A 25619-nucleotide genomic window follows, 5' to 3' on the forward strand; every position below is an offset into this window, starting at 1 on the left:
GAAAGCGTCGCTCGTCAAGCATGCTTCCCAGGGCAGCAGCAGCGCTTTCCGGCCGGCCCAGCGCGTCCCGTGCGTGCATGAGCGCCCCGCCTGTGTACACTGGTGTACCCCGACATGCACCGCTCTCCCCTGCTCCGTTGCATTGCCCTCGCGCTCGCTTTTTCGGCCACGGCATGCGGCGCCTCCGGTGGCACGCCCGAGTCCAGGACACCGAACCTCGTCGAAGGTCGCGTCGTCCCCGTGGAAGTCCGGGACGAAGACTTCTCTGCAACCCTGTTCTCCTTGCTCCGCAACGGCGAGGCGAACGCGCAGCGCAGCGGCCTGCTCGTCGGCACCGTCCGCCGACAACTCGCCCATGCGGCCGCGCGCTTCGATTCAGGCCACCCCGAACGCGCGCTCCGCAGCGTGCTCGGCGCCATGTACCTCATCCGCTCTGGCGAAGGTCGCGCCGAGATGATCGACGCGACCGGGGCGCGCGCCCTCGCCGACGCCATCACCCAGGTGAGCCAGCGTGGCGACGAGGGCCGCGCCGCCGCCTTGCTGGAGATGCGGGCCGCGGCGCTCCCCCCTGGCAGCCCCGCCCGTGCCGAGGTCGAACAGAACATCGCCGTCATCGATCGGTGGATGAAAGAGACCCGCACCGGCAGCAACCTGGCCAAGCTCGGTGGCGAGCAACGGGCGCTGGTGAGCCGTGCCCTCGTCGACACCCGACCCGAGTCGGTCAACAGCGCAGCCGCAGCGCTCGCGGCGTGGATCGACGCCGCCATCCAGTTCAACATCGACTTCCGCCAGAGCGGCGAACGCCCCGAGCGCGACGAGGCCATGGAAGCCGAGCAGGCCCTCGAGAGTGGCGGCGCCATGCTCGCCGCCCTGTACCTCCGGCATGGAGACGCCCGCGGCGCCATCGATCGCATCGACCGCTCCGGAGCGCGACGGGTCATCCCCCCTGGCCTCTACGAGCGGCTCAAGGCCGCGGCGACCACCAAGGACGCGGAGCCCTGGCAGTCGATCGCGGGAGCCTTCGGCCGTTACGCCGACGGCGACGACGAGGAGGGCGGGCCGAGCCGCGGGGACGAGAGCGGCCTCGGACGCGATCTGCTCGAAGGCGCGCTCTGGGGCGCCTCGCTGGAAGCCTACCGGCGCGATCCGCAGAGCCTCCAGAGTGCGGCTCTCCTCGCGCGATCCCTCGTGCGACTCGGCATGAGCGAGGCGGTGCCTCTGGTGCTGGGCCAGGCCCTCGGCAAAGAGCCCCCTCTGCAAGCGCTCGGCGGGACCATGGGGCTCATCCTCCACGCCATGTCGGCAGACGCCGAGGCGGATGACATCGCCGCGGTGCGACGCACCTACACCGCAGCAGCGCCAATCTTCGCCCTCGCCGACAAAGCGGGGCGCGGGCCGCTCGTCTCACGCACCCGCTTCCTGATGGCGTCCGTCGAGCTGCGCGCTGGCAACCTGAACGCAGCGCTGCCCTTGCTCCGAATCGCCACCGAGGCCGAGCCCACCGTCAACGGCCTCTCGCTCGCCGCGCTCGCCGAGCGCCAGGCCGGGGACTCCACCCGCGCCCTCGCCACCGTGCGCCGCGCCCTCGCCGCGCCCGACGCCCGCGAGGCGCTCGACGACGTCGCCGAGGCCCACCTGCTCGCCTTCGACCTGCAGCGTGAGACCAACGATCCCGCCGCCGCCAAGACCTCGCTCGATGCGGCCCTCGACGCCGTCCTCGCCGCTCGCCAGAGCGCCCGCGGCGCCGGCATGATGTCCCGCGCCGAGCGTGTCCTCGCCCGCGTCCTCGATGGCTACGGTGACACCCGCGGTGCTGCCCGCGCCAACGAACGCGCCCTCGCCCTCGCCGCTCAGGAGCGACCCATCCTCGGCGCGACCATGCTGGACGCCGTCGGCCGTGCCCTCCTCCGAGGCGACCTCGGGTCCGCACGCGCTGCCCTCCGGCAAGGCATCGAGGAAAACGCGGGAGGCGACGATCTCGTGTATGGCGGCCTCTGGGTCACGCTCCTGGAGCGCCAGCAGCGCGCACCGACCGATGGCACCGCCGAGCGCGCCCTCAGCGGCGCCAGGTCCGGCTCCTGGACCGGCAGGCTCGCCGCCTGGGCCGCTGGAAAACTCAGCGACGCAGACCTCGGCACAGCGGCTCAGAGCGCAGCCCAGCGCGTCGAGGCCCAGTTCTACGCCGCCATGGCGAAGCGCGTGGCGGGCGACCCATCCGCAGCCGAGGGCCTCCGAGCCGTCTCCAGAAGCCCTGTCATCGACCTGCTCGAGGTCCACCTTGCGCGCGAGCTCGTCGCACCTCCCATGAAGGCAGAGCTACCGCGGAACGTGAAGCTCCCCTGATCCACCGAGAGGCAGCTCACAGGATGGATCGCTCAGCAGAGCGGAAAAATCCGCCTCACGCTCCGAAACCAGCGAGTGACGAGCTCCTCCGACCGTCGAATCGGCATGATCCTGTCTAGCCACCCGCCGACTGGATGGCACAATCACCCGCGATGACGGGTGTCGACGAGATCAAAAAGCGCATCCTGGTCGTCGAAGACGAGCAGGACGTCGCGTTCATGATCGCCCGCTTTCTGGGCACCGAGTACGACGTGGCCGTGGCCATGAACGGCCAGCAAGGCCTGGAGATGGCCTTCGACGAGCCCCGACCGGAGCTCATCATCACCGATGTGATGATGCCCAAGCTCGACGGCATCAGCATGGTGAAGCGCATCCGCGAGCGCGATCCCAACCGCAAGACCCCGGTCATCTTCCTGACCGCGAAATCGGCCCCCATGGACATCGTGGCCGGCATCCAGGCCGGAGCGAAGCACTACATCACCAAGCCCTTCCAGTTCGACGAGCTGCGCAAGAAGGTGCGGAAGGTGCTCACCGGCAGGTAGCCGTCCCTGCACCTCCAGCGCGTACCCTCCGCATGGGTGGGGGTGGACTTGCAGCGACGTCCTCGCGCACCGCTGCACGCCACGCATCGTGGCCATGGAGATCGGGAAGGTAGAGCATGTCGCAGCGAGATCCGTCGCCCCAGGGGCCCCCGCACGCCGTCGCAGCACGACAGAAGCAGCTCGACGAGGGCTGGGCTCACTTCTTCGAGGCCACGTCGGACCTCCTCATCTGCGCCGATCCTGCCGGTGTCTCCCTGGATCTCAGCGCGAGCTGGGAGCGCACGCTGGGCTTCACCCTCGACGAGATCCGCGCCCACCCACTCAGCCACTATGTGCATCCGGCGGATCGCGAGCACACGCTCGCAGAGTTCACCCGCCTCAATGCTGGTGGCACCTTCATCCCGTTCACCAACCGCTACCGCCGCAAGGACGGCACGTACGCCTCGATCGCCTGGAAGTCGTACGTACAGGTACAAGGCCTCGCTTACTGCCTCGCCCACGACGTCAGCGCCACCGAAGAGGCAGAGGCGGCACTACGCACCTCCCACGAACGCTTGCAGCACCTTCTCCACGCCAGTGGCGTCGTCCTCTACGCCTTCTCGCTCGACGAGGGCCGTCCCATGACCTTCATCAGCGAGAACGTGCGCGAGCAGTTCGGCTACGCCGCCGAGGATTTCATCCGCGACCCCCGCTTCTGGCACGACCGCATCCACCCCGACGACCGCGAAGGCACCCTCGCCGCGGGCGAGCAGCTCTCCAGAGGGGGCGCTTACCACCGCGAGTACCGGTGGCTGCACAAGGATGGCAGCTACCGCTGGATCCACGATGAAGCCAGGCTTGGACGCGCCGCCGAAGGGGGCCCACCCGAGGCCTACGGGAGCCTGCACGACATCACCGAGCGCAAGGAATCGGAGCGCACCATCCAGCAGCAGGCCACCACCCTGCTCGAGCTGTCCACGCCCCTCATCCCCATCAGCGACGAGATCCTGGTCATGCCCCTCATCGGCGTGGTCGACAGCCGGCGGGCGGAGCAGGTGATGACCACGCTCCTCGAAGGCATCGGCGAACGCAGGGTCCACTGGGTCATCCTCGACATCACGGGGGTCGGCGTCATCGACACCCTGGTCGCCGACGCCCTGCTCCGCACCGCCCGCGCGGCGCGGCTCCTCGGCGTCGACGTCGCGCTCACCGGCATCCGCCCCGACGTCGCCTCGACGCTGGTCACGCTGGACGTCGACATGAGCCACCTGCTGACCTTCGGAACCCTCCAGGCCGGGATCCAGCACGCCATGCGTTGCGCGGCGAGACCCCCGGCGCGCTGAGTCCGGGGCCTCGCCACGCCCGTGGCGTTCAGCGCTGCGGGCGCGCCTTCACCGGCGCAGAGCGGTAGACGGGCGCCCGGGTCGCCGGCGAAGGACGAGACGGCGTGCGCGCCGCTGGCGCCTGGTAACGAGGAGTCGGACGCGCCGGGGCCTGATAACGAGGAGTCGGACGCGCCGGGGCCTGATAACGAGGGGCCGGACGCGCTGGCGCGTGATACCCGACGCTGGACCCCCGATAGACATAGCCCGGGTGGTAATGTCCCCGGTGCGACGTCCCGTAGTACCGGCCGTAATAGCCCGGCGTCCCCACCCACGCGGTGCGCTGACGGTACAGCATCGGCGGCTCGTGCCGGTAGTACGCCCAGCGCCCCCCGTAGGGGTAGTACCAGTGGCCGTTCACCCAGTACACGTTGGTCCCGCCATAGACGACGGTCGGGGACGCATAGATGTCGGCCGGCACCGTGTCGACGTAGGCGACGTCCCCGTCGCTGTACACGTAGCCCCCGGTGCTCGCCACGTAGACCGGCTCTGGTCCCACCGTCGCCACACACCCCGTGCCCACGAGCGCAACGACGATGCCCACAGCCCCGACGAGGACCCCTCGAAGCCAGCGACCAGCATCGACGCCAGCGCGCGCGGGGGTGAGTTGGATGGTCTCCGACATGATGGCCTCTCTTTCAGTGGCAGCGCTGGACCAACGTAGTGACTCCACGACATTCATCCAGGGCGCCTTGCCTTCTGGGACAATGCAACTCCAGTGCCCACACGAAAAACCTGCGGAAACAGGAGGAGAAATCTCCGTTCTTCGGTCATTTCGGGCGCCGCCTCCTCCACACGCTGACGTGGTCGGCCGACCCGGCGTCATCCCTCGTTCACAGCTCTCCAGCAGCGGCTACTGTGCCGTGGTCGCCCGCGGAGCGCAGACCGCACCCTGATCGGGGCATTGCGCCCCGCAATGGCCGAAGAAACGCAAGGTTTCGGAGGATGACGTCGACGCGCGGGGCCACCAGGAAGCCCAGTGGCGTACCTCGCGCGTTCAGCTCTCCGCTCGAGCCGAGAGCTGCGCGATCAGTCGCCGCAGGAAGGCCTCGCCCGCATCGAGCTGCTCCAGGGTGATGTACTCGTTCGGCTGATGCGCCTGGTCGATCGAGCCAGGCCCGCAGACCACGGCAGGGATCCCGGCCTCCTGGAAGAGCCCCGCTTCCGTGGCGAAGGGAACGCGCCCCGTGGTGTTGCTCCCGGTCAAGGCCAGCGCCAGCGCGACGGCAGGACTCCCGGGTTCATCGCGCAGAGGAGGGGCGCCGAGCAGGGCCTCGGTGGTGATCGCCACCTCGGGAGCGACCCGTCGCATCTCCGGGAGCAGCGACACCTCGGCGTAGTCGGTGAGGGCCGAAGCGATGGCCGCGGCATCGTCTCCGGGGAGCGTGCGGACGTCCCACCACAGCTCGCAGTGCCGGGCGATGATGTTGATCGCGGTGCCACCGTGGACCTTCCCCACGTGGATGGTCGTGCAAGGGGGCTCGAAGCCAGAGTCCTTCGGTGCCGAGGCCATGCGCTCACGGGCGCGGTCGTCCAGCCAGGTGATCAGCCGGGCAGCGGTGCTGACGGCGCTGACACCGCGATGGGTCTGGCTGGAGTGGGCTTCGTGGCCCGTGACCACCGTGCGGTACACGGCGATGCCCTTGTGGGCCGTCGCCACCTGCATCCCGGTGGGTTCGCCGACGATGACCGCCGCGGGGCGCGGAACGCGCGCAGAAATCTCACGGATCATGCGCGGGGCCCCCTGACAGCCCACCTCCTCGTCGTAGGAGAACGCCAGATGGACGGGGCGCTTCAGCGCCTTCATCTCGGGGACGAGCGCGAGGGCGAGCGCGATGAACGCCTTCATGTCGACCGCGCCCCGCCCGTGCAAACGGCCGCCGCGCTCGACGAGCGTGAAGGGGTCGGTGTCCCAGGGTTGACCGTCGACGGGCACGACGTCGGTGTGGCCGGAGAGCACGATGCCGCCAGGAACCGCTGGCCCCACGGTCGCGTAGAGGTTGGCCTTGGTGCCGTCGTCGTTCGGGACCCGCACGCAGGAGATCCCGTGTCCGCGCAGCAGATCCTCGACGAAGTCGAGCAGAGGAAGGTTCGAGTCACGCGAGACGGTCGGGAAACGGACCAGGTGCGCCAGGATCTCGCGAGGGGTCATGGCTCTCCGTGCCACAGGCGCGCGGTCGATGCACGGAGCACGTGAACCTGCCGACGACGGGCTCTACGAGCCACACGCAGACGCCGTGGAGCGCCATCGACGGAGCCCCGAGCGCCTGAACCCCGGGGCCGAGCTCAGCGCGTCCTGCGAGCCACCCTACCCCGGTCGAGGCGCGCTGCCTCCAGCACCTCGGGATCGGGGTCGACCACCGCGACGCTCAGCTTGGGGGGTGCGGCCTTCCGCGCTCGCGCAGCGGCGTCGGAGGCGCGCTTGCCGTCCTCGGCTGCCTCCACCCACGGCTGGGTCACCCGGGCGGGCCGGATGAGCGGCATGGAAGGGCGTGGTCCCGCCGTGGCCTGCCGAGCTTCCAGATCCGCGATCTCCTGGAGGCTCTGTCGGCTGATGCTACCCAGCTCGAAACGGACGGCATCCGGCGCGGAGCCAGGTCGCGCAAGCTCACGGATCTCGGCCTCGATGGCGACCAGTGTCTCCCTGCCCACGGCCGCGCTCGACACACGGACATCCGGCAGCGAGTCCCGGACGATGCCCATCTCCCGCTCCACGGCCGCGAGGCTCTCGCGCCCGAGCGTGGCCTCACCGATGCGAATGTCGAGCATGGAGACCTCGGCGGGGAGGCGCGGCAGCGTCTGTCGCGGCCCTCGCGGCGACGTCACAGGGGATGCAGGCACGGGAAACGTCGGGATGCGCGGCAACGACGCGGCGCGCGCCCGCGATCGCGGCGGCGTCCCCGAGGCGAGCGAGGCCAGCCCGGCCACGGCGCTGCGCTTGCGGATGGGCGGCTTCGAGGGCGCCTCCAGCTGGCCGAGGCCTGCTTCGAGCGCAGCGAACACCCCCTCGCGGGCGGCCCAGGTGGGCATCACCACGCAGAGGACCCGATCGCCCGTCGCGAGCGCGAAGTAGACCTCGATGGGCGCCGCGCCACCGTACGGCACGAGGTCCTCCCGCGGCAGCTCCAGGTGTCCGATCCGGGCCTCCTGGCTCAGCGCGAGCGCAGCCTTCGTGATCCGGTCGCGTCCTTCGCGCGGCATGTCCCTGGGGGCATGGCGGGTGAGGAGGCGACCACTCCGGTTCAGAACGAAGGCAAAGTCAGCGCCCGCGGCCACGTAGGCCGCGTCCGAGATCGTGTCGAGGTCCGGCACAGTGGCACCTTATATCCTCTTCTGGGAAGGGGTGGGGACGGATCCTTGCGACGCGCCGTGGCGCTGTCCCGGCAGGCCTTTCGCCGGCTAGGATGCCCGAATCCGGGCATCTTTCTGGACTGGACGCCCTTGCGCCGAGGAGAAGTTTTCATGCGTCGACTGCGTTGGCTTGGCTCGGGGGTGACGGTGTTCTTGGCCCTGCCCGGGGTGGCGCTCGCCGCGCCGTCGGTGATGGGTGGCGCCCCCGAGCTGGGGAACTGGACGAACGGGGCCGGGCTCCCCCTGCACGATGACGGCCTCGCCGGCGATGCGGTGGCTGGGGACGGCATCTTCAGCGCCACGGTGACCTTCGCGGCCACGGGACAGGTCGAATACAAGATCTCCCGTAACGGCAACGATCTGAGCGATGGCGGCCTCGGAACCTCGGGCAACCAGAACCTGAAGTTCACGCTCGGGGGCGCAGGCCCGTACGTGGTGACGTTCCACTACGACACCCGGGACCTCGGCGCGCACGGCTTCGCGCCCGCCACGGAGTCGTCCTCGAACACCTGGCTGGGCACGAGGACGGCATCGGGAACGAACCAGGCCTGGGTGGCCGTCGGCCCCTGGCAAGCGATGCTGGGGGACACCGCCTGGAACCCGGCCTCGACGATCACCGTCGCCCGCGATGACGGCACGCACGGCGACCGGGTGGCCGGGGACGGGATCTACACGTACCGCTTCGTCGCCCCCGCGGCGCTGAACGGCGCGCTGTTCAAGTTCGCAGCGCAAGGACCATGGGGCACCAAGCTCGGCACGAACGGGTGGAGTTTCGATCCGGAAGACTCGTCGAACGGAGAGATCAACGCGGCGGCCGGGGAACTCGTCACCCTCGAGCTGGACGCGCTGCATGGTCGAGTGCGCGCGCGCGTGTCACGCCCTGCGAAGCTACTGCTGACGGAGGTGGTGACCGCTCCGACGCCAGGAGAGTTCATCGAGATCCACAACCCGAACAGCGCACCGGTGGACCTCGGGGACTACTACCTGGCGGATCACGCCGGGTACTACCAGGTGGTGCTCGCAAGCCCGCCGGCCCCGGACAGCTCCGATTTCGTCGTGCGCTTCCCGGCAGGCGCCATCATCCCGCCTGGCGCGGTGCAGACGATTGCGCTGAGCGGCGCCGAGTGTTTCCGCGTCGGCTGTGGCCACGCCTCATTCTCCGGCTGGGGCGTGGCGCCGACCTACGAGATCCCCACGAATGGAACGTACGGAGCCGGGCTCCCCATCTCCTTGCCTGGCGTCCCCGACATGGTGGCCCCCTTCTCTGGCGCCATCGGCGCGTCGCGCGGCCTGAGGGACGAGGGTGAACCCGTGGTGCTGTTCACGTGGAACGGCGTGAGCGACCTCGTGGAGGACGTGGACTACGTCTACGTCGGGGTGTCGTCTCCCCTGGACCCTCCGGTCAACAAGACGGGGGTGTCCATCGACGGGCCCGATGAAGGAATGACGGCCAGCACCTACCTGAACGACACCCCCGGGAACGACGCGCGAAATGCAGTCTTCGGAGCGGTGTTCAACACCTGCCGCGTCGAGCCCGACCAGGGACTGCAATCGACCCCGGGCAACGGCGTGACAGGCGAAGATGAGACGAGCGAGGACGCCACGATGTCGTGGGCAGCCTGCACCACGGCGTCGCCAGGCTCGCTGGACCAGGGCGGCTCGGGTGGAAGCGGCGGCATGGGCGGCGCTGGCGGCGCTGGCGGCTCTGGCGGCGGCATGGGCGGCTCGGGTGGAAGCGGCGGCATGGGCGGCTCGGGTGGAAGCGGCGGCATGGGCGGCGGCGCAGGAGGGAGCGGTGGTGCCGGAGGCGGGATGAGCGGCTCTGGCGGAGGCGGTGGCGCTGGCGCTGACGGTGGCATGGGCGGCTCTGGCGGTGGCATGGGCGGCTCTGGAGGAAGTGGAGGGATGGGCGGCGGCACCGGAGGAGCCGGTGGAGCCGGAGGCGCTGGAGGGAACGGCAGCGGAGCCGGAGGCTCGGGCGGCCAGGGCGGCGACGCCGGAGCCGGTGGAGCCGGCGGCATGAGCGGGACCACCACCTCCAGCAGCAGCTCGGGCGCATTCACCGGCTCGGGTGGCTCGGGAGGCGGCTTCGAGGACGACGGCTGCAGCTGCAGCGTCGCCGGCTCCACGTCCCAGGAGCCTGCCAAGGCGCCCTGGCTCGCGCTCCTCGCAGGCGTGGTCACGCTGGGCCGACGACGACGGCGCTGAAGCGACCCTTCGCAAAGGCCACGCTCGCGATGGACAGGGCGCGACAGGCGCCCAGCTCGTCAGAGCGTGGCGTGAGAGCGCGGAGATCAGGGCTTGTCGATCCAGCGCCCCAGCTCGGGCACCTCGACGCGGCTCATCTGCTCGAGGAGGTCGGCCGGATCCGACGAAGAGACGACGAGCCCCCGGTGGGCCTCCCGGATGAAGCCCTCGGTCACCGCGTGGTCCACGAACGCGAGCAGCTTGTCGTAGTACCCTCCCACGTTCAGCAGCCCCACCGGCTTCAGGTGGTAGTTGAGCTGCGCCCAGGTGGTGACCTCGAAGGTCTCTTCCAGCGTGCCCCACCCGCCCGGCATCGCGATGAAGCCGTCCGACAGATAGGCCATCATCGTCTTGCGCGCATGCATGCTGTCGACGACGAAGAGTTCGGTCAGGCCGAGGTGCGCGAGTTCCCGTGCGCGAAGCTTCTCGGGGATGATGCCGATCACCTCACCCCCCGCGGCGAGAGCCCCATCTGCGACCGCGCCCATCAGGCCGACGCGACCGCCGCCGTAGACGAGCCCGATGCCACGGCCCGCGAGAAAAGCCCCCAGCCCACGCGCGGCCTCCTCGTACTCGGGGCGCACCCCGACGCTGGAGCCACAGTAAACGCAGAGGCGACGAAATCGATGCAGCGCACGGCCGGGATCCTGGTTGCCAGTCATGGCGCGGACTCTAGCGAGGGCCTCGCCGTACGCAACGCTCCTGGTGCGTCGAGCCGCTCGACGCTCCCCACCGCCTCTCGAGCCGCTCGACGCTCCCCACCGCCTCTCGAGCCGCTCGACGCTCCCCACCGCCTCTCGAGCTGCGGGCTCACCTCGAGCAACCCTCCCCTGGACACGCCGCCGCACACGGCCGCCGCAACGCTAAGGCTCGCGGTTCACCTGTTCGAGGGAAGCCCGCAGGTAGTTCCGCGCCCGGATGGTGTACGGCCCATCGGCGTGGGCGTCGAGGTGGCGGCGGAACGCCTCGATGGCCGCCTCGTACTGCCCCAGGCGGTAGAGCACGACGCCTCGCGCCAGCTCTCTCGGGTAGGTGGAATCGAGCGCGGCGAGTTCGGTGATCTTCTTCAGCCGGTACTCATCGGCGCGGCGCTCGACGACGGCGCGCACGGACAGGGGAGCCGACGGCGTGAGGGCCGACGCGTCGTGGGCGGGATGGCGGAGCAAGAACTGGTAGAGGGCGCGCTCCTCGTCGAGCGTGGGCTCGAAGTCGGCGCCCTGCACGCCCACCACCCGGTTCCACCGCTTCTTGAACAGCACCGTCAGCGCGACGTCGTCGATCCGCAGGCGCCGCCCCTCCGGCTCCACCCAGCCACTCCTGCGCATCAGGCCCGGGAAATCGCCTGCCAGGCTCAGCAGCTCCTCGGTCACCTCCCCGGTCGTCTCCCAGTGACGCACCGCGCGCAAGAAGGCGCGCAGCTGCCAGGCACGGAGGGCGAGCACCTCGTCTTTTCCCCGGGCGAGCGCTGGTGGGAGCGCCACGACGAGATCGTTGCGGGCCGCCGCGAGCGCGCTGTCCTGGCGGGTGGGCTTCGCGTCGGCGAGACCGAAGACGCGGAAGGCGGAGCCGAGCGCGCGAACGTCGACGTCGAGGACGCGCGGCATGGAAGAGGATGGGTCGAGCGTTTCGGCCAAGGCGCTGTCTGCCGCCATGACCCGACCGAGTGCGCGCATGTCGGCGAGAGGGAGCGGCACCTCGTGGGGCGTGACGGACCGGGGAACAGCAAGGATTGCCGCGGAGCCCGCGATGAACACCGCCAGGACCGCGGGCTGCCAGCCTTCGATATGCCTGCGCCACCCACGCTCTCCCGGACGTGGTCCGCCGGATTGAAGAGACGAGGACTTGACAGGTGTGCTCCCCGATCGAGACGATTGCGGCAACGCTTCGACCTCAGCAGGCCGGTTCACGCCAAAGGTGGCGCCCGGCCCGACGCTCGGTATCACTAGGTCACGGTGAGGGGACGAGAAGACCCCTCACGCGAGCTAGTGTACCGCGGCGTGGCTGCCAAGGAGATCTGTGCGAGACCACCGACAGCACCCGCGCAAATTCGTTCAGTCCACCGTCGCTTTCGAGACCGCGGAAGGTGCCCGCATCGAGGCCACCTGCCGCGACATCAGCCTGGGGGGGATGTTCATCGAGACCACCACACCGACGCGCTTCGCCTCGAAGCTGACGCTGTACATGCCGCTCCCGGGCCTACCGAACACCGTGATCCACGCGACGGTGCGGTGGACGAAGCCCGACGGGATGGGCGTGCAATTCGGAGTGATGGGGGCGCGCGAGACGCACGCCCTGATGAAGCTCGTCAGCGACCTCTGACGCCTGCGCCCACGCCGAGCGCAGGAGACGGAGCGCGCGTGCCTCCGCGAAGGGGGCCTGCGCCCGCTGCCCCACGCGGCCAGCGTGGCGTGCCTGCGCTCAGTGCTCGATCACGATCGGGATGGCCATCTCGCCCTCTCGCTCGGCGAGACGCGCCGCAAAAAGGAAGTGCGCGCAGGTCTGGAGCTCTGGCTTGAGTGGAGGATCGAAGCGAACACCGGACACCGATCCATCGAGCCGCAGCGCGATGCGCAACGTGGATCGGATCGAGGTCTGCATGCTGGCGGAAGCCGCCGAGGTGCGCGACGCAAAGCAGGCAGCGAGTGTGGCCTGCACTTGCTGTCGAGACAGCGTGACACGCTCGGGCGTCGGGGCGGCGTCGCCTGTCGCGGCGCTGGCCTGCGCGAGCGGCTCGGTGCCCCCCGGGACCGCATGGCTGCGCGCAGGACCGGACGGCCGCTCTCCCACGCTCGCGAGCGCCGTGCTCGCGGCCCCTGCGCGATGGGATGCGCTGGCCGATGTCGACGACGCCGCGGATGAGGTGGAGAGCGCTGAACCGCTCGACGCCGGCGCGGCGAAGCGCGCCCCCTCCGAGAAGGACGGGTCGTGGCTCGCAGACGCCGAGGCATGCATCCGCAGAGGGCTCCCTTCGAACGAGAACGTGCCACGCGAGGGCGCGATGAGCTGGACCGGCGCGCTCTCGCCAGGCGATGTAGCTCCCACGTCGACCACGCCACGCGTCACGGACACCTCGATCCGATCGTCGGCGCGCACCACCTCGAAGATCGTGCCGCGCACCGTGACCCGGGCGCGCTCCACCTCCACCGCGAAGACCTCCTGAGGCGGCGAAGCCGGCCCCCTCGGTGTGACGTCCGCCCGCAGCGCCCCCCGCTCCAGCGCGACGACATACCGCACGGGATCCCCCGCAGCCTCCCGGACATGCGCGATCCCACCGCGCCCGAGCGTCCAGCGCACGACACCGGCATGCCTGAGCCCCAGGGGAGCATCCAGCGCCTCGACCCGAGTACCCGGAGCGAGCGTCGAGAGGTCCAGGTCCTCGGGGGACCCGTCACCCGTCTCCACGTGAGCAAGCGCGGGCTCATCGAAGGCAGCCTCCGTGACGGGAGGGCTCGCGCGCCGGGTGGCCACCTGGATGCCCAGCGCAGCCGCAGCAGCCACAGCGACCAGCGCAAGGACGCGGCTCGCTCGGCGCAGGCCATGCGGCTTCCCGGGCATGTGCTCCATGAGCGACCCGTCCTCCCCCTGACGCTCCCCGTTCACCCGGGCGAGAAGAGCCCGCTCCATCCTGTCCCAGTCCGGCTCCGGCACAGGCGCGGAGCGGAGCTCATCCTCCAGATGCTCGCGTGCACGCTCGAACCGTCGTCCGCCGGTCATGTGGCCTCCTTCTCCTCCCGAGCCCGCGCCTGCGGCTCGCCCCCCCGTGGTGCCTTCGCTTCGTCGGCCAGCTCCTCCGCGAGCTGCGCGAGCACTGGCTCCTCTCGCATCATCTGCTCGACCTCGCGCCGCGCGTAGAACAGGCGCGTCCTCACCGTGAGCAGCGGCGCGCCCACGATCGTCGCGATCTCCGCAGGAGGGAGCCCCTCCAGCTCATGGAGGATGTAGACGGTGCGCTTCTTCTCCGGGAGGCGATCCAGCAACCTGCGAAACGCCGCGATGCGTTGCTGCCTGACCACATCCTCATCGGGCATCGGGCGCTCGTCGAGCTGTCCCTCATCGATGGGACCTGCCGAGAGCGCAGGGCGGCTACGCGCCGCGCGGCGCGCCATCAGCACCACGTTCACGGTGACGCGATGGAGCCAGGTGCTGAACTTCGACTGCCCCCGAAACTCACCGAGGCTCCGGTGGACCTGGATGAACACTTCCTGGATCAGGTCCTCGCCGTCCGCCCCCGGGCCGACCATCTTGAAGACCAGACGCGCCACGTCGGCCCTGTGCCGGCGGAAGATCTCGGTGAACGCCGCCCGGTCCCCTCCCTGGAACCTGCGAACCAGCTCTCCGATGTCTTCGGACTCCGTCACGGGCGAGAGCGTACCGCCCAGCCTCGAGGGCGATGAGCAGGAGAGTGTGGCCCCCCCTGCAGCGTCCACGGCGACGAAGAGGAGAGCATCCACCAACCCCGTTGGTTGCACCCCGCCGGCGACACATTCACGACGCCACACACCGCCCCCTCACCGGCACCTCCCCGCGGCTCGATTCCCCCGAAATTTGGCCAGCAAGCGCGACTGGAGCGACCCTGCGACGCATGGTCTACATTGCCGTCTCGGTCGCAGTGGCCCTGGTGGCCGCTGATCTCCTCGATTTCACGTCCCGACGCCGACAGCTCCGCAAGAGCTGACGTCGACGCTGCGAGAGGGCAGCGCTCGCGCAGATCCGCCATCGGGAGCGCGCCACGTCATGACGTGGCGCCTCCCGAGGCATCTCGTCTCTCGACGCAGCCTCGATCCTGAAGGCCCCTCGTCGCTCGACGAAGCCTCGATCCCGAGAGGGCCTCGTCTCTCGACGCGGCCTCGGTCCCGAGCGCTGTCTCGCCTCACGACCACGACGACCACCCCCGGGCAGCCCGATGGGGGGCCGCCCGTGGAGCGGGAATCGTCTCAGCCCTCGGCGGCGGGCGACTCGTCCTTGCTCGTCGCGGCCTTCTTGTTCCCCTCGAAGAGGGCATGGAGCGTCACCGCCTCCTGCTTCTTCTGCTCCAGAAGGCGATTCACGGCCTTGAGCAGCCGGGTCTTCACCGGACCGCTGAGCGTGCCACCCTTCAGCGCCGTGTCGATCGACCGCTGGGTGACCGGACGCCCGCTGCGCGGCTTCTTCGCCGCGAGGCCTTCCTTCTTCTTGTCCTCGCTGCGGCGCGCCTTTCGCTGCGCGAGCTTGATCGCGCGGTCCTCCGGCGTGAACCGCTCGATCGAGGCCGAAGCGGCCAGGATCCTGCGGGGGTCGATCTTCTTCTCCTTCAGGAAATCTTCGAACTTCGTCGCCATTCTCTTCACCCAGCCAGCCCCGACGCGGGGGGGGCGCACCCTAACACGAGCGGGGGCGCTGCGCACTAGTACCTACTGGCTCCGTGCGATAGGTTCACGCGATGTCCGTGCTCCCCTTGCTGGAAGAGGCTGCCCGTGCCGTCCGGGCTCAGATCCAGGGCTCTGCCGCATCGTCCCCCCGGAGCGCGGGTGGACCCGAGGACGCGGCGACGCCCCGGGTGGGGGTGGTGCTCGGCTCCGGGCTCGGCGCCTGGGGCGACACGCTGGAAGGCCTGATCAAGGTCCCCTACGAGAACATCCCCAACATGCCCCGGCCCGCCGTGCTCGGTCACGCCGGCAACCTGTGCTTCGGGCGGGTGGACGGCGTACCCGTCGCGTGTCTCCAGGGACGTGTTCACCTCTACGAGGGGCACGCCACCGACAAGGCCGTGTTCGGCGTCCGCCTGCTGGCGAAGCTGGGATGTCGCGCCGTGCTGCTCACCAACGCGGCTGGCGGCATCAACGCCGCGTTCTCCCCCGGCGACCTGATGCTGATCACCGATCACCTGAACCTCATGGGCGTGAACCCCCTGGTCGGACCCAACGATCCCGCCCTCGGGACACGCTTCCCCGACATGACCTACGCTCATGATCCGCGCCTCCTGGAGCTGGCGCGCGCCGCATCGGCCGAGGCGCAGGTGGCGCTGCAGCAGGGCGTCTACGCCGCGCTGCTCGGCCCGACCTACGAGACGCCGGCGGAGATCAGGATGCTCCGGGTGCTGGGCGCCGACGCGGTGGGCATGAGCACCGTCCCCGAGATCATCGCGCTCCGCCACATGGGCGTCCCCGCGGCGGCGATCTCGTGCGTGACCAACCTCGCCGCCGGGCTCACCCCCGCGGAGCTGAACCACGCCGAGGTGGAAGAGACGGCGCGCCAGTCCCGGGCGCGGTTCGTCAAGCTGCTCTCGACCTGGGTCCGACAGGTGGGCGCCGCGTCGATGGACTGGAGCGTCAAGACATGAGCGAACCGGAGAGCCCACCGATCGACTGGCGTGCGCTGGAGGAAGCTGCGCTCACCGTGCGGACGCGGGCCCACGCGCCGTACTCTGGCTACCACGTCGGCGCTGCGATCCTCGTGCGCTCCGGGCGCGTCTTCTCGGGATGCAATGTCGAGAACGCCACCTTCGGCCTGACGATCTGCGCGGAGCGATCCGCACTGGTCCAGATGGTCGCGGCCGGTGAGCGCGATCCCGTCGCCGTGGTCGTCGCGACGCGCGGGCCGAGCGCAGCCGCTCCGTGCGGGATGTGCCGTCAGTCCCTCGCCGAGTTCGCGCTGGATCTCCCCATCCGCCTGATCGTCGCGCCGCCCCCTGGCGAAGCCGCGCAGGCCCCCAAGCTCACCTCACTGGCCGAGCTGCTCCCGGACGCTTTCCGGGGCGACGCGCTCTCACGGTAGGAAGACGCGACCAGGGCCCGCCGCGCCGCAAGGACGCACCGCGGGCCCTGTTCCCCCCACCCCGCGACGTCACTCGATGGGACGCGCCTCGGCTTCCTGGATCTGCTCCATCGCCGCCGCGAGCGCCTGCCGCGCGCGCTCCAGGGACGCCCTGTCGTCGCCCCACTTGATGCGCGCCTTCTCCAGCCGCCTGCGCTCGATCGCGAGCTCGCTGGCTTGCTGCTCGGTCTGCGCCTGGAGCGCCGTGCGCTCCTCGGTCCGCGTCGCGAGCTGCTCCCTGAGCTCCCTGCCCTGCTCCTCGCTGCGCTCGAGCTGACCCCGGGTGTGTTCGAGCTGAAGGGTACGCTCGTCGAGCGCCCCCTGCAGCCGATCCCGCTCCTCGGTGCGCTGCGTGAGATCCGCCGTGCGCACGGAGAGTTCGTCGCTGGTGGAGCGCAGCGTCGCCTCCAGCGTCTCCCGGGCCGACGCCCAGGCGGCCTCGCGCTGTCCGAGTTCGGCCTCGCTCGTGGCGCGCAGATCCGCGAGTTCCTGAGCCGCGCGCGCTTCCGCCTGCTGCAACCGATCGGCAGCCTGGGCTTCCACCTCCGCGAGCTTCGCCGCGTGGCCGTCTTCGAGGGCCCTCGTCGCGCGCTCCCGCTCTTCCCCGAGCTCGCGCTCACGCGCCGCATGCGCGCTCCGCTCCGCCTGGAGCGCACGCCCATGCTCGGCCCGGAGGGAGTCGAGTTCCGCGAGGTGCTCGGCCCGCAGCTCGTCGAGCTCCGCCTGATGCTCCGAGATCCGCGACGCCACCGACTCGGCGTGCTCTCCTCGCAGCCGGTCCAGCGCCGCCGCGTGCTCTCCTTCGAGCCGCGCGACCGTCGCTCCGTGCTCCTGCCGCTGCGCTTCCAGAGCGTTCGCGTGCTCGGTGCGGAGCGTATCCACCGTGAGCACCTGCTCGCTGCGGAGCTGCTCGATCTCTCCCGCATGCTCCCGGCGAAGACCGTCGAGTGCCGCAACGCTCTCGCTGCGAAGCCCTTCGAACGCCGTGGCATGCTCGCTCCGGAGGGCATCCAGCGCCGCGCCATGCTCGCTCCGGAGTGCCTCCAGCCCTGCAGCATGCTCGCCGCGAAGCCGCTCGGTCTCACCCGCATGCTCACGACGGAGGCCGTCGATCTCGCCAGCATGCTCGCCGCGAAGCCGCTCGACCTCACCCGTGTGCTCGCCGCGAAGCCGCTCGGTCTCACCCGCGTGCTCACGACGAAGACCATCGATCTCGCCAGCATGCTCGCCGCGGAGCCGCTCGATCTCGCCGGCATGTTCGCCGCGAAGCCCCTCCACCGCCGTGGCATGTTCTCCGCGGAGCTTCGCGAGATCCCCCGCGTGCTCTTCCCGGAGCGCTTCCACGGTGGCACCGTGCGCCGCCTTCTCCTGCTGGATCTGGCCCGCGTGCTCGGCGCTCAGCCGTTCGAGTTCCGCGCGATGGGCCTGGCTCGCCTCTTCCCGAGCTACTGCGGCGACCTGACGCTCCGTACCGACCGCCGCCTCGACCTCACGCCGCGCAGCCTCCTCGGCCGCAGCGAGTGCCTTCGACTGATCCTCTTGCGCGTCCCGCAGCGCTTGCGTGTGCGCTTGCTCGGCGTCCACCATCGCCTGGCGCGCCGCGGACAGCTCCCCGTCCCGCGCGGTGAGCTGCCCTTGCAGCTTCTCCCCTCGGGCCTTGAAGTCGTCGGCGCGCTTTGCGGCGAGTTCCTTGTCTGCTCGGAGTGCCCCGACCAGCGCGTCCAGCTCCTCGCGCGCACGCTCCAGTTCGAGGATGCGGTCGACCTGGTCCGCCTTCTCGCGCTCCAGCGCGAGCGACTGATCCCGGGCATCCAGCAGCTCCTTTTCCTTGCGCGACATCTGATCGCGCAGGCCGAGGATCTCCTTGTCCTTCTTGTTCAGCGCCTCGCGCAGATCGAGGAACTCACGGCTGGACGTGGCGCCCGGCTTCGCCGCACCGGCGGCCAGACGCGCCTTCAGCTCATCCACCTCGCGCCGGAGCCGGGACGACTCACCGCCCGCCTCACTGGCACGCGACAGCTCGCCTTCCAGACGCAGCGCGCTCGCCTGAGACGAAGCGACCTCTTTGCTCAGCCGGACGACATCCGCCTTGGATCGGTCCAGCTCACCGCGGAGCCGCTCGATCTCCACCAGCTCGACGCTCGGGCGCGGCGCTCCGCTCGGCTCTGATGAAGCCACTGACGGCGCGCCGGGCGACGACCCTGCAGCCGGCGGGGCGGCCGAGGGAGCGGCATTGCCGATCGGGGTCGCGGAAGGACGCTCGTCCTCGTCGGTCATGATCCGCTCGAACGCACCACCGATGAACTCGTCCAGCTCATCGCCTTGCATCGAGCGGAGCGGTGGCCGTCCATCGGATCCAGACGGCGGACCGCTGATGCTCCTCGGCCCACTTCCCGAGGGCGCGGACGACACCGGCGGTGGTGCCGACGCCACCACAGGCGGAGGCGGAGGCGCCACCACAGGCGGAGGCGGAGGCGCAGACACCGGCGGAGGCGCAGACACGGGCGGAGGCGGAGGCGCAGACACCGGCGGAGGCGGCGGCACGGGCGCCGACGTCGGCGAGGACTTCGGTGCGATCGGCGCCGACGCCACCGACGCCACACCATGCTCATCGAACTGGAGCTTGGTGATCATCGTCGGCTCGGCGCTGTCCTCTTCGTCGTCCTCGTCGGGCTCGAGCATGTCGGCTTCGAGCATCTCCGCCTCGTCGATCATGATCGGCTCGGCCTCGTCTTCCGACGCGCCGAGCGGGACCAGTGCGCGGATGTGCTCCAGCAGCTCACCGAACGCGATCGGCTTGCGCACGTAGTCGTCCGCGCGTGTCCGGAGCTTCCGGTGCTGCTCGAACGTCTCTTCGCTCGACTCACTCGACATGATGAGGAGCGGAATGTCCTTCAGCTGAGGGTCTTTCTTCAGCTTGTTGCATACCGAGAAGCCGTTCATGCGCGGCAGCTCGATCGACAGCAGGATGAGGTCCGGACGCTCCGTGGAGGCAGCTTGCAGGCCGACGTTGCCATCGTCGACGACCTGAACGCTGCAACCGAGGCGTCCGAGCTCCGTGCGGAGCTCTCCCGCGAAGGCGGGATCGCTCTCAAAAACGAGGACCTTGGTCATGTTTTGCAGGGCGCGCGGCGCAGGCTCACGGCGAGGAACGCTCAAGATATCGGCCTGGTTCCGCGAGTGTCAAACGAGACCGCCACCGAACGCGCCGCCACCAGACCGGAAACGAGGCACGACGCGACCCGACGTCGGCAGGCGCACCGCGTCGTGAGGGCATCAGGGCGCGAAATGCCCGGGAAGTTCGTCTCCAAAACAAATCCCGAGGTCACGCGCAGTCACGATCGTGTCCGAGTCGAGCGGCACCGTCTTGATCCGGCCCGCGACTTCGTCCAGGGGCACGAGCACGAGCCGACCATCCCGCAGCGCCACCATGCCGCTCTTCCCTTCTCCTTCGAGGAACCGCACCGCAGCGGCACCGAACCGAAGCGCCAGCAACCTGTCGCTCGTCGAAGGCCCGCCCCCACGCTGGAGATGCCCCAGCACCATCGCCCGCGCTTCCTTCCCCGTACGCGCTGCGAGCTCCTGCGCGATGCGCTCTGCCACGCCACCCAGCACCGCGACCCCGCGAAACGCGTCACCTGCATCCTTGATCGTGATCTGGCCCCCTTGGGGCACGGCGCCCTCGGCCACGACGATGATCGAGAAGCTCCGCCCGCGCGCCTCGCGCTGCATGATCTTCTCGACGATGGGCTCGTAGCTGAACGGGATCTCCGGGAGGAGGATGACGTCTGCGGTCCCGGCCACACCGGCGTGCAGCGCGATCCAGCCGGCGTGCCGGCCCATCACCTCCACCACCATGATCCGCTCGTGTGCCTCGGCGGTCGAGTGCAGCCGGTCGATCGACTCCGTCGCGATCCCCACGGCGGTGTCGAAGCCGAACGTCATGTCCGTGCTGACGACGTCGTTGTCGATCGTCTTCGGCACGCCGATGACCCGCGGCAGGCCACGCTCCAGGAGCTGGTGTGCAATGCGCATCGAGCCGTCGCCACCCGCCGCGATCAGCGCTTCGAAGCCCGCATCCCGGAAGCGCGCCACGAGCTCGTCGGCGCGGTCCACCGGCATCAGCGCCGGCTGCCCCTCCACCCGCGTCGGGTACTTGAACGGATCTCCCCGGTTCGCCGTGCCGAGGATCGTCCCACCGAGGTAGGTGATCCCCCGGACGCGATCCCGATCCAGCCGGACCAGCCCACCTTCGGAGGGTTCCAGCAGACCGCGGTATCCATGTCGGATGCCCCAGGTCTCCCAGCCGCGCCCCTCCGACGCCAGCGTGGCGGCGCGGATCACGGCGTTGAGTCCCGGGGCATCACCCCCGCCAGTGTTGATCGCGATCTTCTTCGGCGTCGCCATGGGCCAGCGAGCATCGCGACGACAGCATCGTGATGCAAGTGGCAAGGCGCGAAGCGGTCTACTTCGCCGGGATGGGGACAGCAGCGTAGCGGCTCGCGTTGCCACGTCGCACCCGGAGCAACGCCGTCGATCCGGGTTTCACCTTCGCCATCGCCGCGTTCAAGCTCGCTGCGTCCTTGATCGGAGCCCCGTTCAGCTCGGTGATCACGTCCCCGGTCGACAGCTCATCGGCCTGGTTGCCGGTGATGCGTGTGATCCGTGCACCACCACCAGGTGCATCGGCGATCGCCACGCCGAGCTGCGAAGAACTCTGCTGAGACTCCGCCTGCGCGCCCCGCTGCCGCGGCGCCGGTGCGGCGTCACTCTCGTCGGCCAGCAGATCGAGCTTCGCCTTCACCTGACGCTGCTCCTTGCCACGTTGCAGCTTCACCTCGATCTCGGTCCCTGGCGCGTTCCTCGCCACGTTGCGGGGCACCTCGTCCGAGTGGTTGATCGCGGTCCCGTTCACCCCGACGATCACATCGCCGGACTTGATCCCGGCACGATCGGCAGGACCTCCGGGCTCCACCTGCGCCACCAGCGCACCGCGCTCCTGGTCGAGGCCGAGGGCCGACGCCAGCTCGCGCGTCATCGGCTGGATCACGACACCGAGCTTGCCGCGCTGCACCGTGCCCGTCTCCCGGAGCTGCGGCAGGATGTCCTTCAAGGCGTCGATGGGCACCGCGAAGCCGATGCTGTTCGCGCCAGCCCGGATCGCCGTGTTGATCCCGACCACCTCACCGCGCCAGTTGAACAGCGGGCCACCGCTGTTGCCCGGGTTGATGGCCGCGTCGGTCTGGATGAAATCATCGTAGGGACCTGCGCCGATCGTGCGCGCCTTCGCGCTCACGATCCCGAGCGTCACCGTGTGACCGAGACCGAAGGGATTCCCCACCGCGAGGACGTGCTCGCCGACCCGAAGCTGCTCGCTCGAGCCGAGCGGCGCCACCGGCAAATCGCTCGCCCCCTTCAACCGGAGCAGCGCCAGGTCGAGCTTCGGATCGCGCCCCACGACGTCGGCCACCATCTCGCGCTCGTCGGAGAGCCGCACCCGCACCTCGTCGGCGTCGCGCACGACGTGCTCGTTCGTCACCACGTAGCCGTTCGCGTCGATGATGAAGCCGGTCCCCAGCGCGCTCTGCTTCGGCATCTGGCGACCCCCTTGCCCGTTCGGCCCGAGGTTCGGACCATTCGGCCCGAGGTTCGGACCATTGGGCCCGAAGTTCGGGCCGCCGGGACCGAAGAAGAACTCGAAGGGGTTCATCGGGGCCCCTTCCTTTGCCGCCTGCGTCGTCGTGATGTTCACGACCATCGGCTGCACACGCTCCGCCAGCGCGGCCACATCGAACGTGGCGGGGACTGGCGCGGGCGGCAGGGTCGTGGTCACCACGGGCGGCGGGAGCGCTTGTGCCTCGGGGCTGGCGACCTGCTGGAGGACGGGCGTCGCGCGCGCCTGCTGGCTGCACCCGGCGAAGCCGAGCGAAGCCACGGACAGCCATGCGAACAATGCGAAACGGGTGCGCGTGGAAACCAGACCGTTCATGGACTCTCCTGCTGTCGAGCGTGCACACGCGGTGAGGTCGGCGCTCCGACGCACCACCACGCGAGGACCAGAACTCCTCCTGGAGGAACAGCCATCACCTTGAAGAGATCAGGTCCCGGACATCCGAACCGTGACCCGGACGTCTCCATTCCCGGCCCAGCACGGCATCCGACCTCGAGCACGCCCCCCCTCCCCTTCGCCCACTTCTGACCAGGGAACCTGCTAGGTTCCCGCCCCGGAGCCGCCTTTCGGCCCCCGCGACGGCCTTCGCCGCCGCGCTTTCAGGAGACACGGCGATGGCGGAGACGGCAGAGACGGCGGTGAGCGACGAGGCGCGGCTGCGAGGACGCAAGATCGGATTCCTGGGGGGCGGCAACATGGCCGAGGCCCTCATCCGCGGCCTCCTGCACTCTCACTCCGTTCAGCCCGACCAGCTCCAGGCGAGTGATCTCAAGGCCGAGCGCCTCGCCGAGCTGCACGCGCGCTACGGGATCGAGACCACCACCGACAACGAAGCCCTCGCTCGGTGGGCCGACGTGCTCGTCATCGCCGTCAAACCCCAGATCGTCGACCGCATCCTCGCTCCCCTCGCGACCGGCCTCGCCCCCACCGACCTGGTCGTCTCCATCGCCGCCGGGGTCCCCATCGAGGCCCTGGAGGCTCGCCTTCCCGCCGGCACCCGCTTGCTGCGCGCCATGCCGAACACGGCCGCCATCGTCCTCGCGGGCGCCACCGCCGTCTCGGCGGGCACCCACGCCACCAGCGACGACATCGAGGTCGGCCGCGCCATGTTCCACGCCGTCGGCCGCGCCGTCGTCCTCGACGAGTCCCTGCTCGACGCCGTCACCGGCCTCTCCGGCAGCGGCCCCGCGTACATCATGCTCATGATCGAAGCCCTGGCCGACGGCGGCGTGAAGGTCGGCCTCGGTCGCGACGCCGCCCTCATGCTCGCCGCCCAGACCGTCTACGGCGCCGCCAAGCTCCAGCTCGAAACCGGCGAACACCCCGGTCGCCTCAAGGACATGGTCACCAGCCCGGGCGGCACCGCCATCGCAGGGCTCCACACCCTCGAATCCGGCGGCCTCCGGCGCACCCTCATCGACGCCGTCGAGGCCGCAGCGAACCGCTCCGCCGAGCTGGGGATCCAGATGTCCGCGAAGCTCCGCCGCACCTGATCCCCTCGAAGGGCGGGCTCGTCCATGGGGGCGCTCGCCGCGTCGAGGCGATCAGAAAGCCCCCCCGCCCTCGCCCCCGAGGGACAAAAGCACAGAGCCCCGCAAGCGGGGCTCCATGGTCGCAGGAGACATAAGCCGAGTTCTGTTGCCCGGAGAGGTCTCCCTCCTCGGGCCGACGATCATTCCTCTAGGACGCGCGTCACCGCGCGCCTCCAGCAGCCAACCCGGAAGCGTCGGGGCGGGCCACCCCTGCCTCTCGGCCGGAGCCGAGAAGCGCTTCCCTACACGGCCTTGCTCCAGGTGGGGTTTACCGTGCCATCCCTGTTACCAGGGACGCGGTGGGCTCTTACCCCACCGTTTCACCCTTACCTCGTGATGGGTTTCCCCACGGCGAGGCGGTCTGTTCTCTGTGGCACTCTCCTCGAGATCACTCCCACCGGGCGTTACCCGGCACCCTGCCCTGCGGAGCTCGGACTTTCCTCCCGCGTCCGGGTTTCCCCGTCCGCCGGCGACCGCCTGTCCCGCTGCGACGGCGCCACTCTAACCGACCGTCCACACAACGACCAGTCGTTCTGCCTGCGCATCGCGCCCCCCCGCGCCTCGCTCACCGACGCTGCCTGCCGATGTCGATTCGATCATGAAGACGAGGCCATTCCGCCCGCCTCCCTTCCTTGATGATGAAAGCATCTCCGCAGGTGAAATGACGAATGTCGCAATGCTGAGCCATTGACCATCGCGTCACACCTCGACCCGACGGGAGGTCATTCGTCTGCCGTCGGAGAGGTCGCGCCTCTGGATCGGTAGCTCGGGTCGCACCGGCTATCCCACCATCTCCTCCCTATTTTCGCCCCGCACAGGAACTTTCCTGGTTTTACCGTCAGTCAGTGCTTCAACTTTTCACGCCGACGTACGGACCCAGCCGGGTCGGGCGGCGGCGGAAACCACGAAACCAACCAGGAGATGACCATGCAGTTACCGACGATGAAAACGCCGGTCTCCAGGTGCGACGAGCTTGCCGCGTACACCAGCCGGATGATGAGCAAGTTCACCCAGAACCTCGTCTTCGCCCAGCTCGTCACCCGCCTCGACGAGGCGAGCGCCGCCCTTCTCGCCAGCCAGGGCGCCTACGAGGACGCGAGGCGCGCGACCCTCCCCACCCGCGTCGACGTGAAGTACGCGGACATCACGGCCGATCGCTGCATCCGGCGCCTTCAGAAGAAGGCCGAGTACCGGGACACCAAGAGACGCGGGCCGACGGTCGCCAAGATCATGCCCAGGGGCAGCAACGCCATCACCAAGCTGCGCGGCGAGTCGCAGGTGAAGGCGATGATCACCCTCGAAGCCGACGTCGGCGCGCTGGCGCCGAGCTGGCCCGAGGTCTCGACCCTCTTGCCGGAGCTGGTCCAGCATCGCCAGGCGTACCAGACCGCCATCAGAGGTCGGACCACTGCGCGCCAGGCGGTCCGCGCTCGGCGTGCCCTCCGCGACGCCGAGAAGCAGCGCTTCCTCGAGAGCTACGAGGTGGTCGCGAGGACGGTGCAGGCGCAGTACCCGCGCGATCGGGAGATGCAGGACCTCTTCTTCGACAAGGTGAACCGCCGCTCGGTCGCGCAGATCGCCGACTCCGACGAGGAGATCGACAGCGACGACGACGAGCAGACGGCCCCGCCCTCCCTGCCTGCGCCGCGCTGATCCGCTTCGTGCCGGGTGCTGCGAGCAGCGCTGACGTAGTCCAATTCACACAACGAATGCTGGGGAGGGTGTTCCTCCGAGGGAACGCACGCCCCTGAGTTTCGGGGGGCGTGTTTCCTCCGAGGGA

The 25619-nt window shown here is 69.8% G+C and carries 20 protein-coding genes and 1 other RNA gene; 9 read left to right on the forward strand and 12 right to left on the reverse strand.

Annotated features, from left to right (window positions below):
* Window positions 1–114 precede the first annotated feature (114 nt).
* The 3 genes from CMC5_RS36045 to CMC5_RS36055 all read left to right on the forward strand — a co-directional run bounded on the left by CMC5_RS36045 (window position 115) and on the right by CMC5_RS36055 (window position 4207).
* Entirely contained in the window at window positions 115–2343 is a 2229-nt protein-coding gene (locus CMC5_RS36045; RefSeq protein ID WP_050434650.1) for a hypothetical protein, read from the forward strand.
* A 134-nt stretch (window positions 2344–2477) separates the two neighbouring features.
* Window positions 2478–2885 (forward strand): response regulator transcription factor, encoded by a 408-nt coding sequence (locus CMC5_RS36050; RefSeq protein ID WP_082363108.1) that lies wholly within the window; start codon window positions 2478–2480, stop codon window positions 2883–2885.
* 116 nt (window positions 2886–3001) lie between these two features.
* Window positions 3002–4207 (forward strand): PAS domain-containing protein, encoded by a 1206-nt coding sequence (locus CMC5_RS36055; RefSeq protein WP_050434652.1) that lies wholly within the window; start codon window positions 3002–3004, stop codon window positions 4205–4207.
* Window positions 4208–4235: 28 nt separating this feature from the next.
* Here CMC5_RS36055 and CMC5_RS36060 read toward each other — a convergent pair whose 3' ends face one another.
* The 3 genes from CMC5_RS36060 to CMC5_RS36070 form a co-directional block, all read right to left on the reverse strand.
* Entirely contained in the window at window positions 4236–4871 is a 636-nt protein-coding gene (locus CMC5_RS36060) for a hypothetical protein (protein ID WP_050434653.1), read from the reverse strand.
* A 372-nt stretch (window positions 4872–5243) separates the two neighbouring features.
* Window positions 5244–6398: an acetylornithine deacetylase gene (argE, locus tag CMC5_RS36065; RefSeq protein WP_050434654.1), complete on the reverse strand. Its 1155-nt coding sequence runs from the start codon at window positions 6396–6398 to the stop codon at window positions 5244–5246.
* A gap of 134 nt (window positions 6399–6532) precedes the next feature.
* Window positions 6533–7558 carry a hypothetical protein gene (locus CMC5_RS36070; RefSeq protein ID WP_050434655.1) on the reverse strand — a complete coding sequence of 342 codons (1026 nt, stop codon included), beginning with the start codon at window positions 7556–7558 and terminating at the stop codon, window positions 6533–6535.
* Window positions 7559–7708: 150 nt separating this feature from the next.
* On the opposite strand from CMC5_RS36070, the gene CMC5_RS48800 reads away from it, so the two are divergent.
* A complete protein-coding gene (locus CMC5_RS48800) occupies window positions 7709–9805 on the forward strand; it encodes a choice-of-anchor X domain-containing protein (protein WP_050434656.1) in 2097 nt (698 codons plus the stop codon).
* 86 nt (window positions 9806–9891) lie between these two features.
* Here CMC5_RS48800 and CMC5_RS36080 read toward each other — a convergent pair whose 3' ends face one another.
* Together CMC5_RS36080 and CMC5_RS36085 are read right to left on the reverse strand one after the other, a co-directional pair.
* A complete protein-coding gene (locus CMC5_RS36080) occupies window positions 9892–10506 on the reverse strand; it encodes an LOG family protein (RefSeq protein ID WP_050434657.1) in 615 nt (204 codons plus the stop codon).
* A 201-nt stretch (window positions 10507–10707) separates the two neighbouring features.
* Window positions 10708–11448: a tetratricopeptide repeat protein gene (locus tag CMC5_RS36085; RefSeq protein WP_156339117.1), complete on the reverse strand. Its 741-nt coding sequence runs from the start codon at window positions 11446–11448 to the stop codon at window positions 10708–10710.
* A 412-nt stretch (window positions 11449–11860) separates the two neighbouring features.
* Between CMC5_RS36085 and CMC5_RS36090 the strand changes: the two genes are divergently transcribed.
* Window positions 11861–12163, forward strand: coding sequence for a PilZ domain-containing protein (locus CMC5_RS36090; RefSeq protein WP_050434659.1), 303 nt, complete (start codon window positions 11861–11863; stop codon window positions 12161–12163).
* Between the two features lie 99 nt (window positions 12164–12262).
* Here CMC5_RS36090 and CMC5_RS36095 read toward each other — a convergent pair whose 3' ends face one another.
* From CMC5_RS36095 to CMC5_RS36105, 3 genes are all read right to left on the reverse strand, one after another.
* The gene (locus CMC5_RS36095; protein WP_050434660.1) at window positions 12263–13558 is read right to left on the reverse strand and encodes a FecR family protein; all 1296 of its coding nucleotides are present in this window, start codon (window positions 13556–13558) and stop codon (window positions 12263–12265) included.
* Window positions 13555–14202, reverse strand: coding sequence for an RNA polymerase sigma factor (locus CMC5_RS36100; protein WP_050434661.1), 648 nt, complete (start codon window positions 14200–14202; stop codon window positions 13555–13557). Before CMC5_RS36100 ends, CMC5_RS36095 begins: the two co-directional genes overlap by 4 nt.
* A 576-nt stretch (window positions 14203–14778) precedes the next feature.
* Entirely contained in the window at window positions 14779–15162 is a 384-nt protein-coding gene (locus tag CMC5_RS36105) for a hypothetical protein (RefSeq protein ID WP_050434662.1), read from the reverse strand.
* Window positions 15163–15263: 101 nt separating this feature from the next.
* Between CMC5_RS36105 and CMC5_RS36110 the strand changes: the two genes are divergently transcribed.
* Both CMC5_RS36110 and CMC5_RS36115 read left to right on the forward strand, forming a co-directional pair.
* Window positions 15264–16163: a purine-nucleoside phosphorylase gene (locus CMC5_RS36110; protein ID WP_082363113.1), complete on the forward strand. Its 900-nt coding sequence runs from the start codon at window positions 15264–15266 to the stop codon at window positions 16161–16163.
* Window positions 16160–16597 (forward strand): cytidine deaminase, encoded by a 438-nt coding sequence (locus CMC5_RS36115; protein ID WP_050434663.1) that lies wholly within the window; start codon window positions 16160–16162, stop codon window positions 16595–16597. Before CMC5_RS36110 ends, CMC5_RS36115 begins: the two co-directional genes overlap by 4 nt.
* 69 nt (window positions 16598–16666) lie before the next feature.
* Here CMC5_RS36115 and CMC5_RS36120 read toward each other — a convergent pair whose 3' ends face one another.
* The 3 genes from CMC5_RS36120 to CMC5_RS36130 form a co-directional block, all read right to left on the reverse strand.
* A complete protein-coding gene (locus CMC5_RS36120) occupies window positions 16667–19795 on the reverse strand; it encodes a response regulator (protein ID WP_156339118.1) in 3129 nt (1042 codons plus the stop codon).
* 117 nt (window positions 19796–19912) lie between these two features.
* Window positions 19913–21043: a 6-phosphofructokinase gene (locus CMC5_RS36125; RefSeq protein WP_050434665.1), complete on the reverse strand. Its 1131-nt coding sequence runs from the start codon at window positions 21041–21043 to the stop codon at window positions 19913–19915.
* A 58-nt stretch (window positions 21044–21101) separates the two neighbouring features.
* Window positions 21102–22625, reverse strand: a complete 1524-nt coding sequence (locus CMC5_RS36130; RefSeq protein WP_082363115.1) for a Do family serine endopeptidase — start codon at window positions 22623–22625, stop codon at window positions 21102–21104.
* Window positions 22626–22921: 296 nt separating this feature from the next.
* Between CMC5_RS36130 and proC the strand changes: the two genes are divergently transcribed.
* A complete protein-coding gene (proC, locus tag CMC5_RS36135; RefSeq protein WP_050434666.1) occupies window positions 22922–23800 on the forward strand; it encodes a pyrroline-5-carboxylate reductase in 879 nt (292 codons plus the stop codon).
* 117 nt (window positions 23801–23917) lie between these two features.
* Here the strand turns inward: proC and rnpB are convergent.
* Window positions 23918–24328, reverse strand: an RNA gene (rnpB, locus tag CMC5_RS41485) — RNase P RNA component class A.
* A 438-nt stretch (window positions 24329–24766) separates the two neighbouring features.
* Between rnpB and CMC5_RS36140 the strand changes: the two genes are divergently transcribed.
* Window positions 24767–25492 carry a hypothetical protein gene (locus CMC5_RS36140; protein ID WP_156339119.1) on the forward strand — a complete coding sequence of 242 codons (726 nt, stop codon included), beginning with the start codon at window positions 24767–24769 and terminating at the stop codon, window positions 25490–25492.
* Window positions 25493–25619: the final 127 nt, after the last annotated feature.

This window comes from Chondromyces crocatus, assembly GCF_001189295.1.
Classification (GTDB): Bacteria; Myxococcota_A; Polyangia; order Polyangiales; family Polyangiaceae; genus Chondromyces; species Chondromyces crocatus.

Bases quoted from the DNA above. Each gene is read 5' to 3' on its own strand.
- CMC5_RS36045 (WP_050434650.1), top strand. From the start codon at position 115: ATGCACCGCTCTCCCCTGCTCCGTTGCATTGCCCTCGCGCTCGCTTTT.
- CMC5_RS36050 (WP_082363108.1), top strand. From the start codon at position 2,478: ATGGCACAATCACCCGCGATGACGGGTGTCGACGAGATCAAAAAGCGC.
- CMC5_RS36055 (WP_050434652.1), top strand. From the start codon at position 3,002: ATGTCGCAGCGAGATCCGTCGCCCCAGGGGCCCCCGCACGCCGTCGCA.
- CMC5_RS36060 (WP_050434653.1), bottom strand. From the start codon at position 4,871: ATGTCGGAGACCATCCAACTCACCCCCGCGCGCGCTGGCGTCGATGCT.
- argE (WP_050434654.1), bottom strand. From the start codon at position 6,398: ATGACCCCTCGCGAGATCCTGGCGCACCTGGTCCGTTTCCCGACCGTC.
- CMC5_RS48800 (WP_050434656.1), top strand. From the start codon at position 7,709: ATGCGTCGACTGCGTTGGCTTGGCTCGGGGGTGACGGTGTTCTTGGCC.
- CMC5_RS36080 (WP_050434657.1), bottom strand. From the start codon at position 10,506: ATGACTGGCAACCAGGATCCCGGCCGTGCGCTGCATCGATTTCGTCGC.
- CMC5_RS36085 (WP_156339117.1), bottom strand. From the start codon at position 11,448: ATGCCGCGCGTCCTCGACGTCGACGTTCGCGCGCTCGGCTCCGCCTTC.
- CMC5_RS36095 (WP_050434660.1), bottom strand. From the start codon at position 13,558: ATGACCGGCGGACGACGGTTCGAGCGTGCACGCGAGCATCTGGAGGAT.
- CMC5_RS36105 (WP_050434662.1), bottom strand. From the start codon at position 15,162: ATGGCGACGAAGTTCGAAGATTTCCTGAAGGAGAAGAAGATCGACCCC.
- CMC5_RS36110 (WP_082363113.1), top strand. From the start codon at position 15,264: ATGTCCGTGCTCCCCTTGCTGGAAGAGGCTGCCCGTGCCGTCCGGGCT.
- CMC5_RS36115 (WP_050434663.1), top strand. From the start codon at position 16,160: ATGAGCGAACCGGAGAGCCCACCGATCGACTGGCGTGCGCTGGAGGAA.
- CMC5_RS36125 (WP_050434665.1), bottom strand. From the start codon at position 21,043: ATGGCGACGCCGAAGAAGATCGCGATCAACACTGGCGGGGGTGATGCC.
- CMC5_RS36130 (WP_082363115.1), bottom strand. From the start codon at position 22,625: ATGAACGGTCTGGTTTCCACGCGCACCCGTTTCGCATTGTTCGCATGG.
- proC (WP_050434666.1), top strand. From the start codon at position 22,922: ATGGCGGAGACGGCAGAGACGGCGGTGAGCGACGAGGCGCGGCTGCGA.
- CMC5_RS36140 (WP_156339119.1), top strand. From the start codon at position 24,767: ATGCAGTTACCGACGATGAAAACGCCGGTCTCCAGGTGCGACGAGCTT.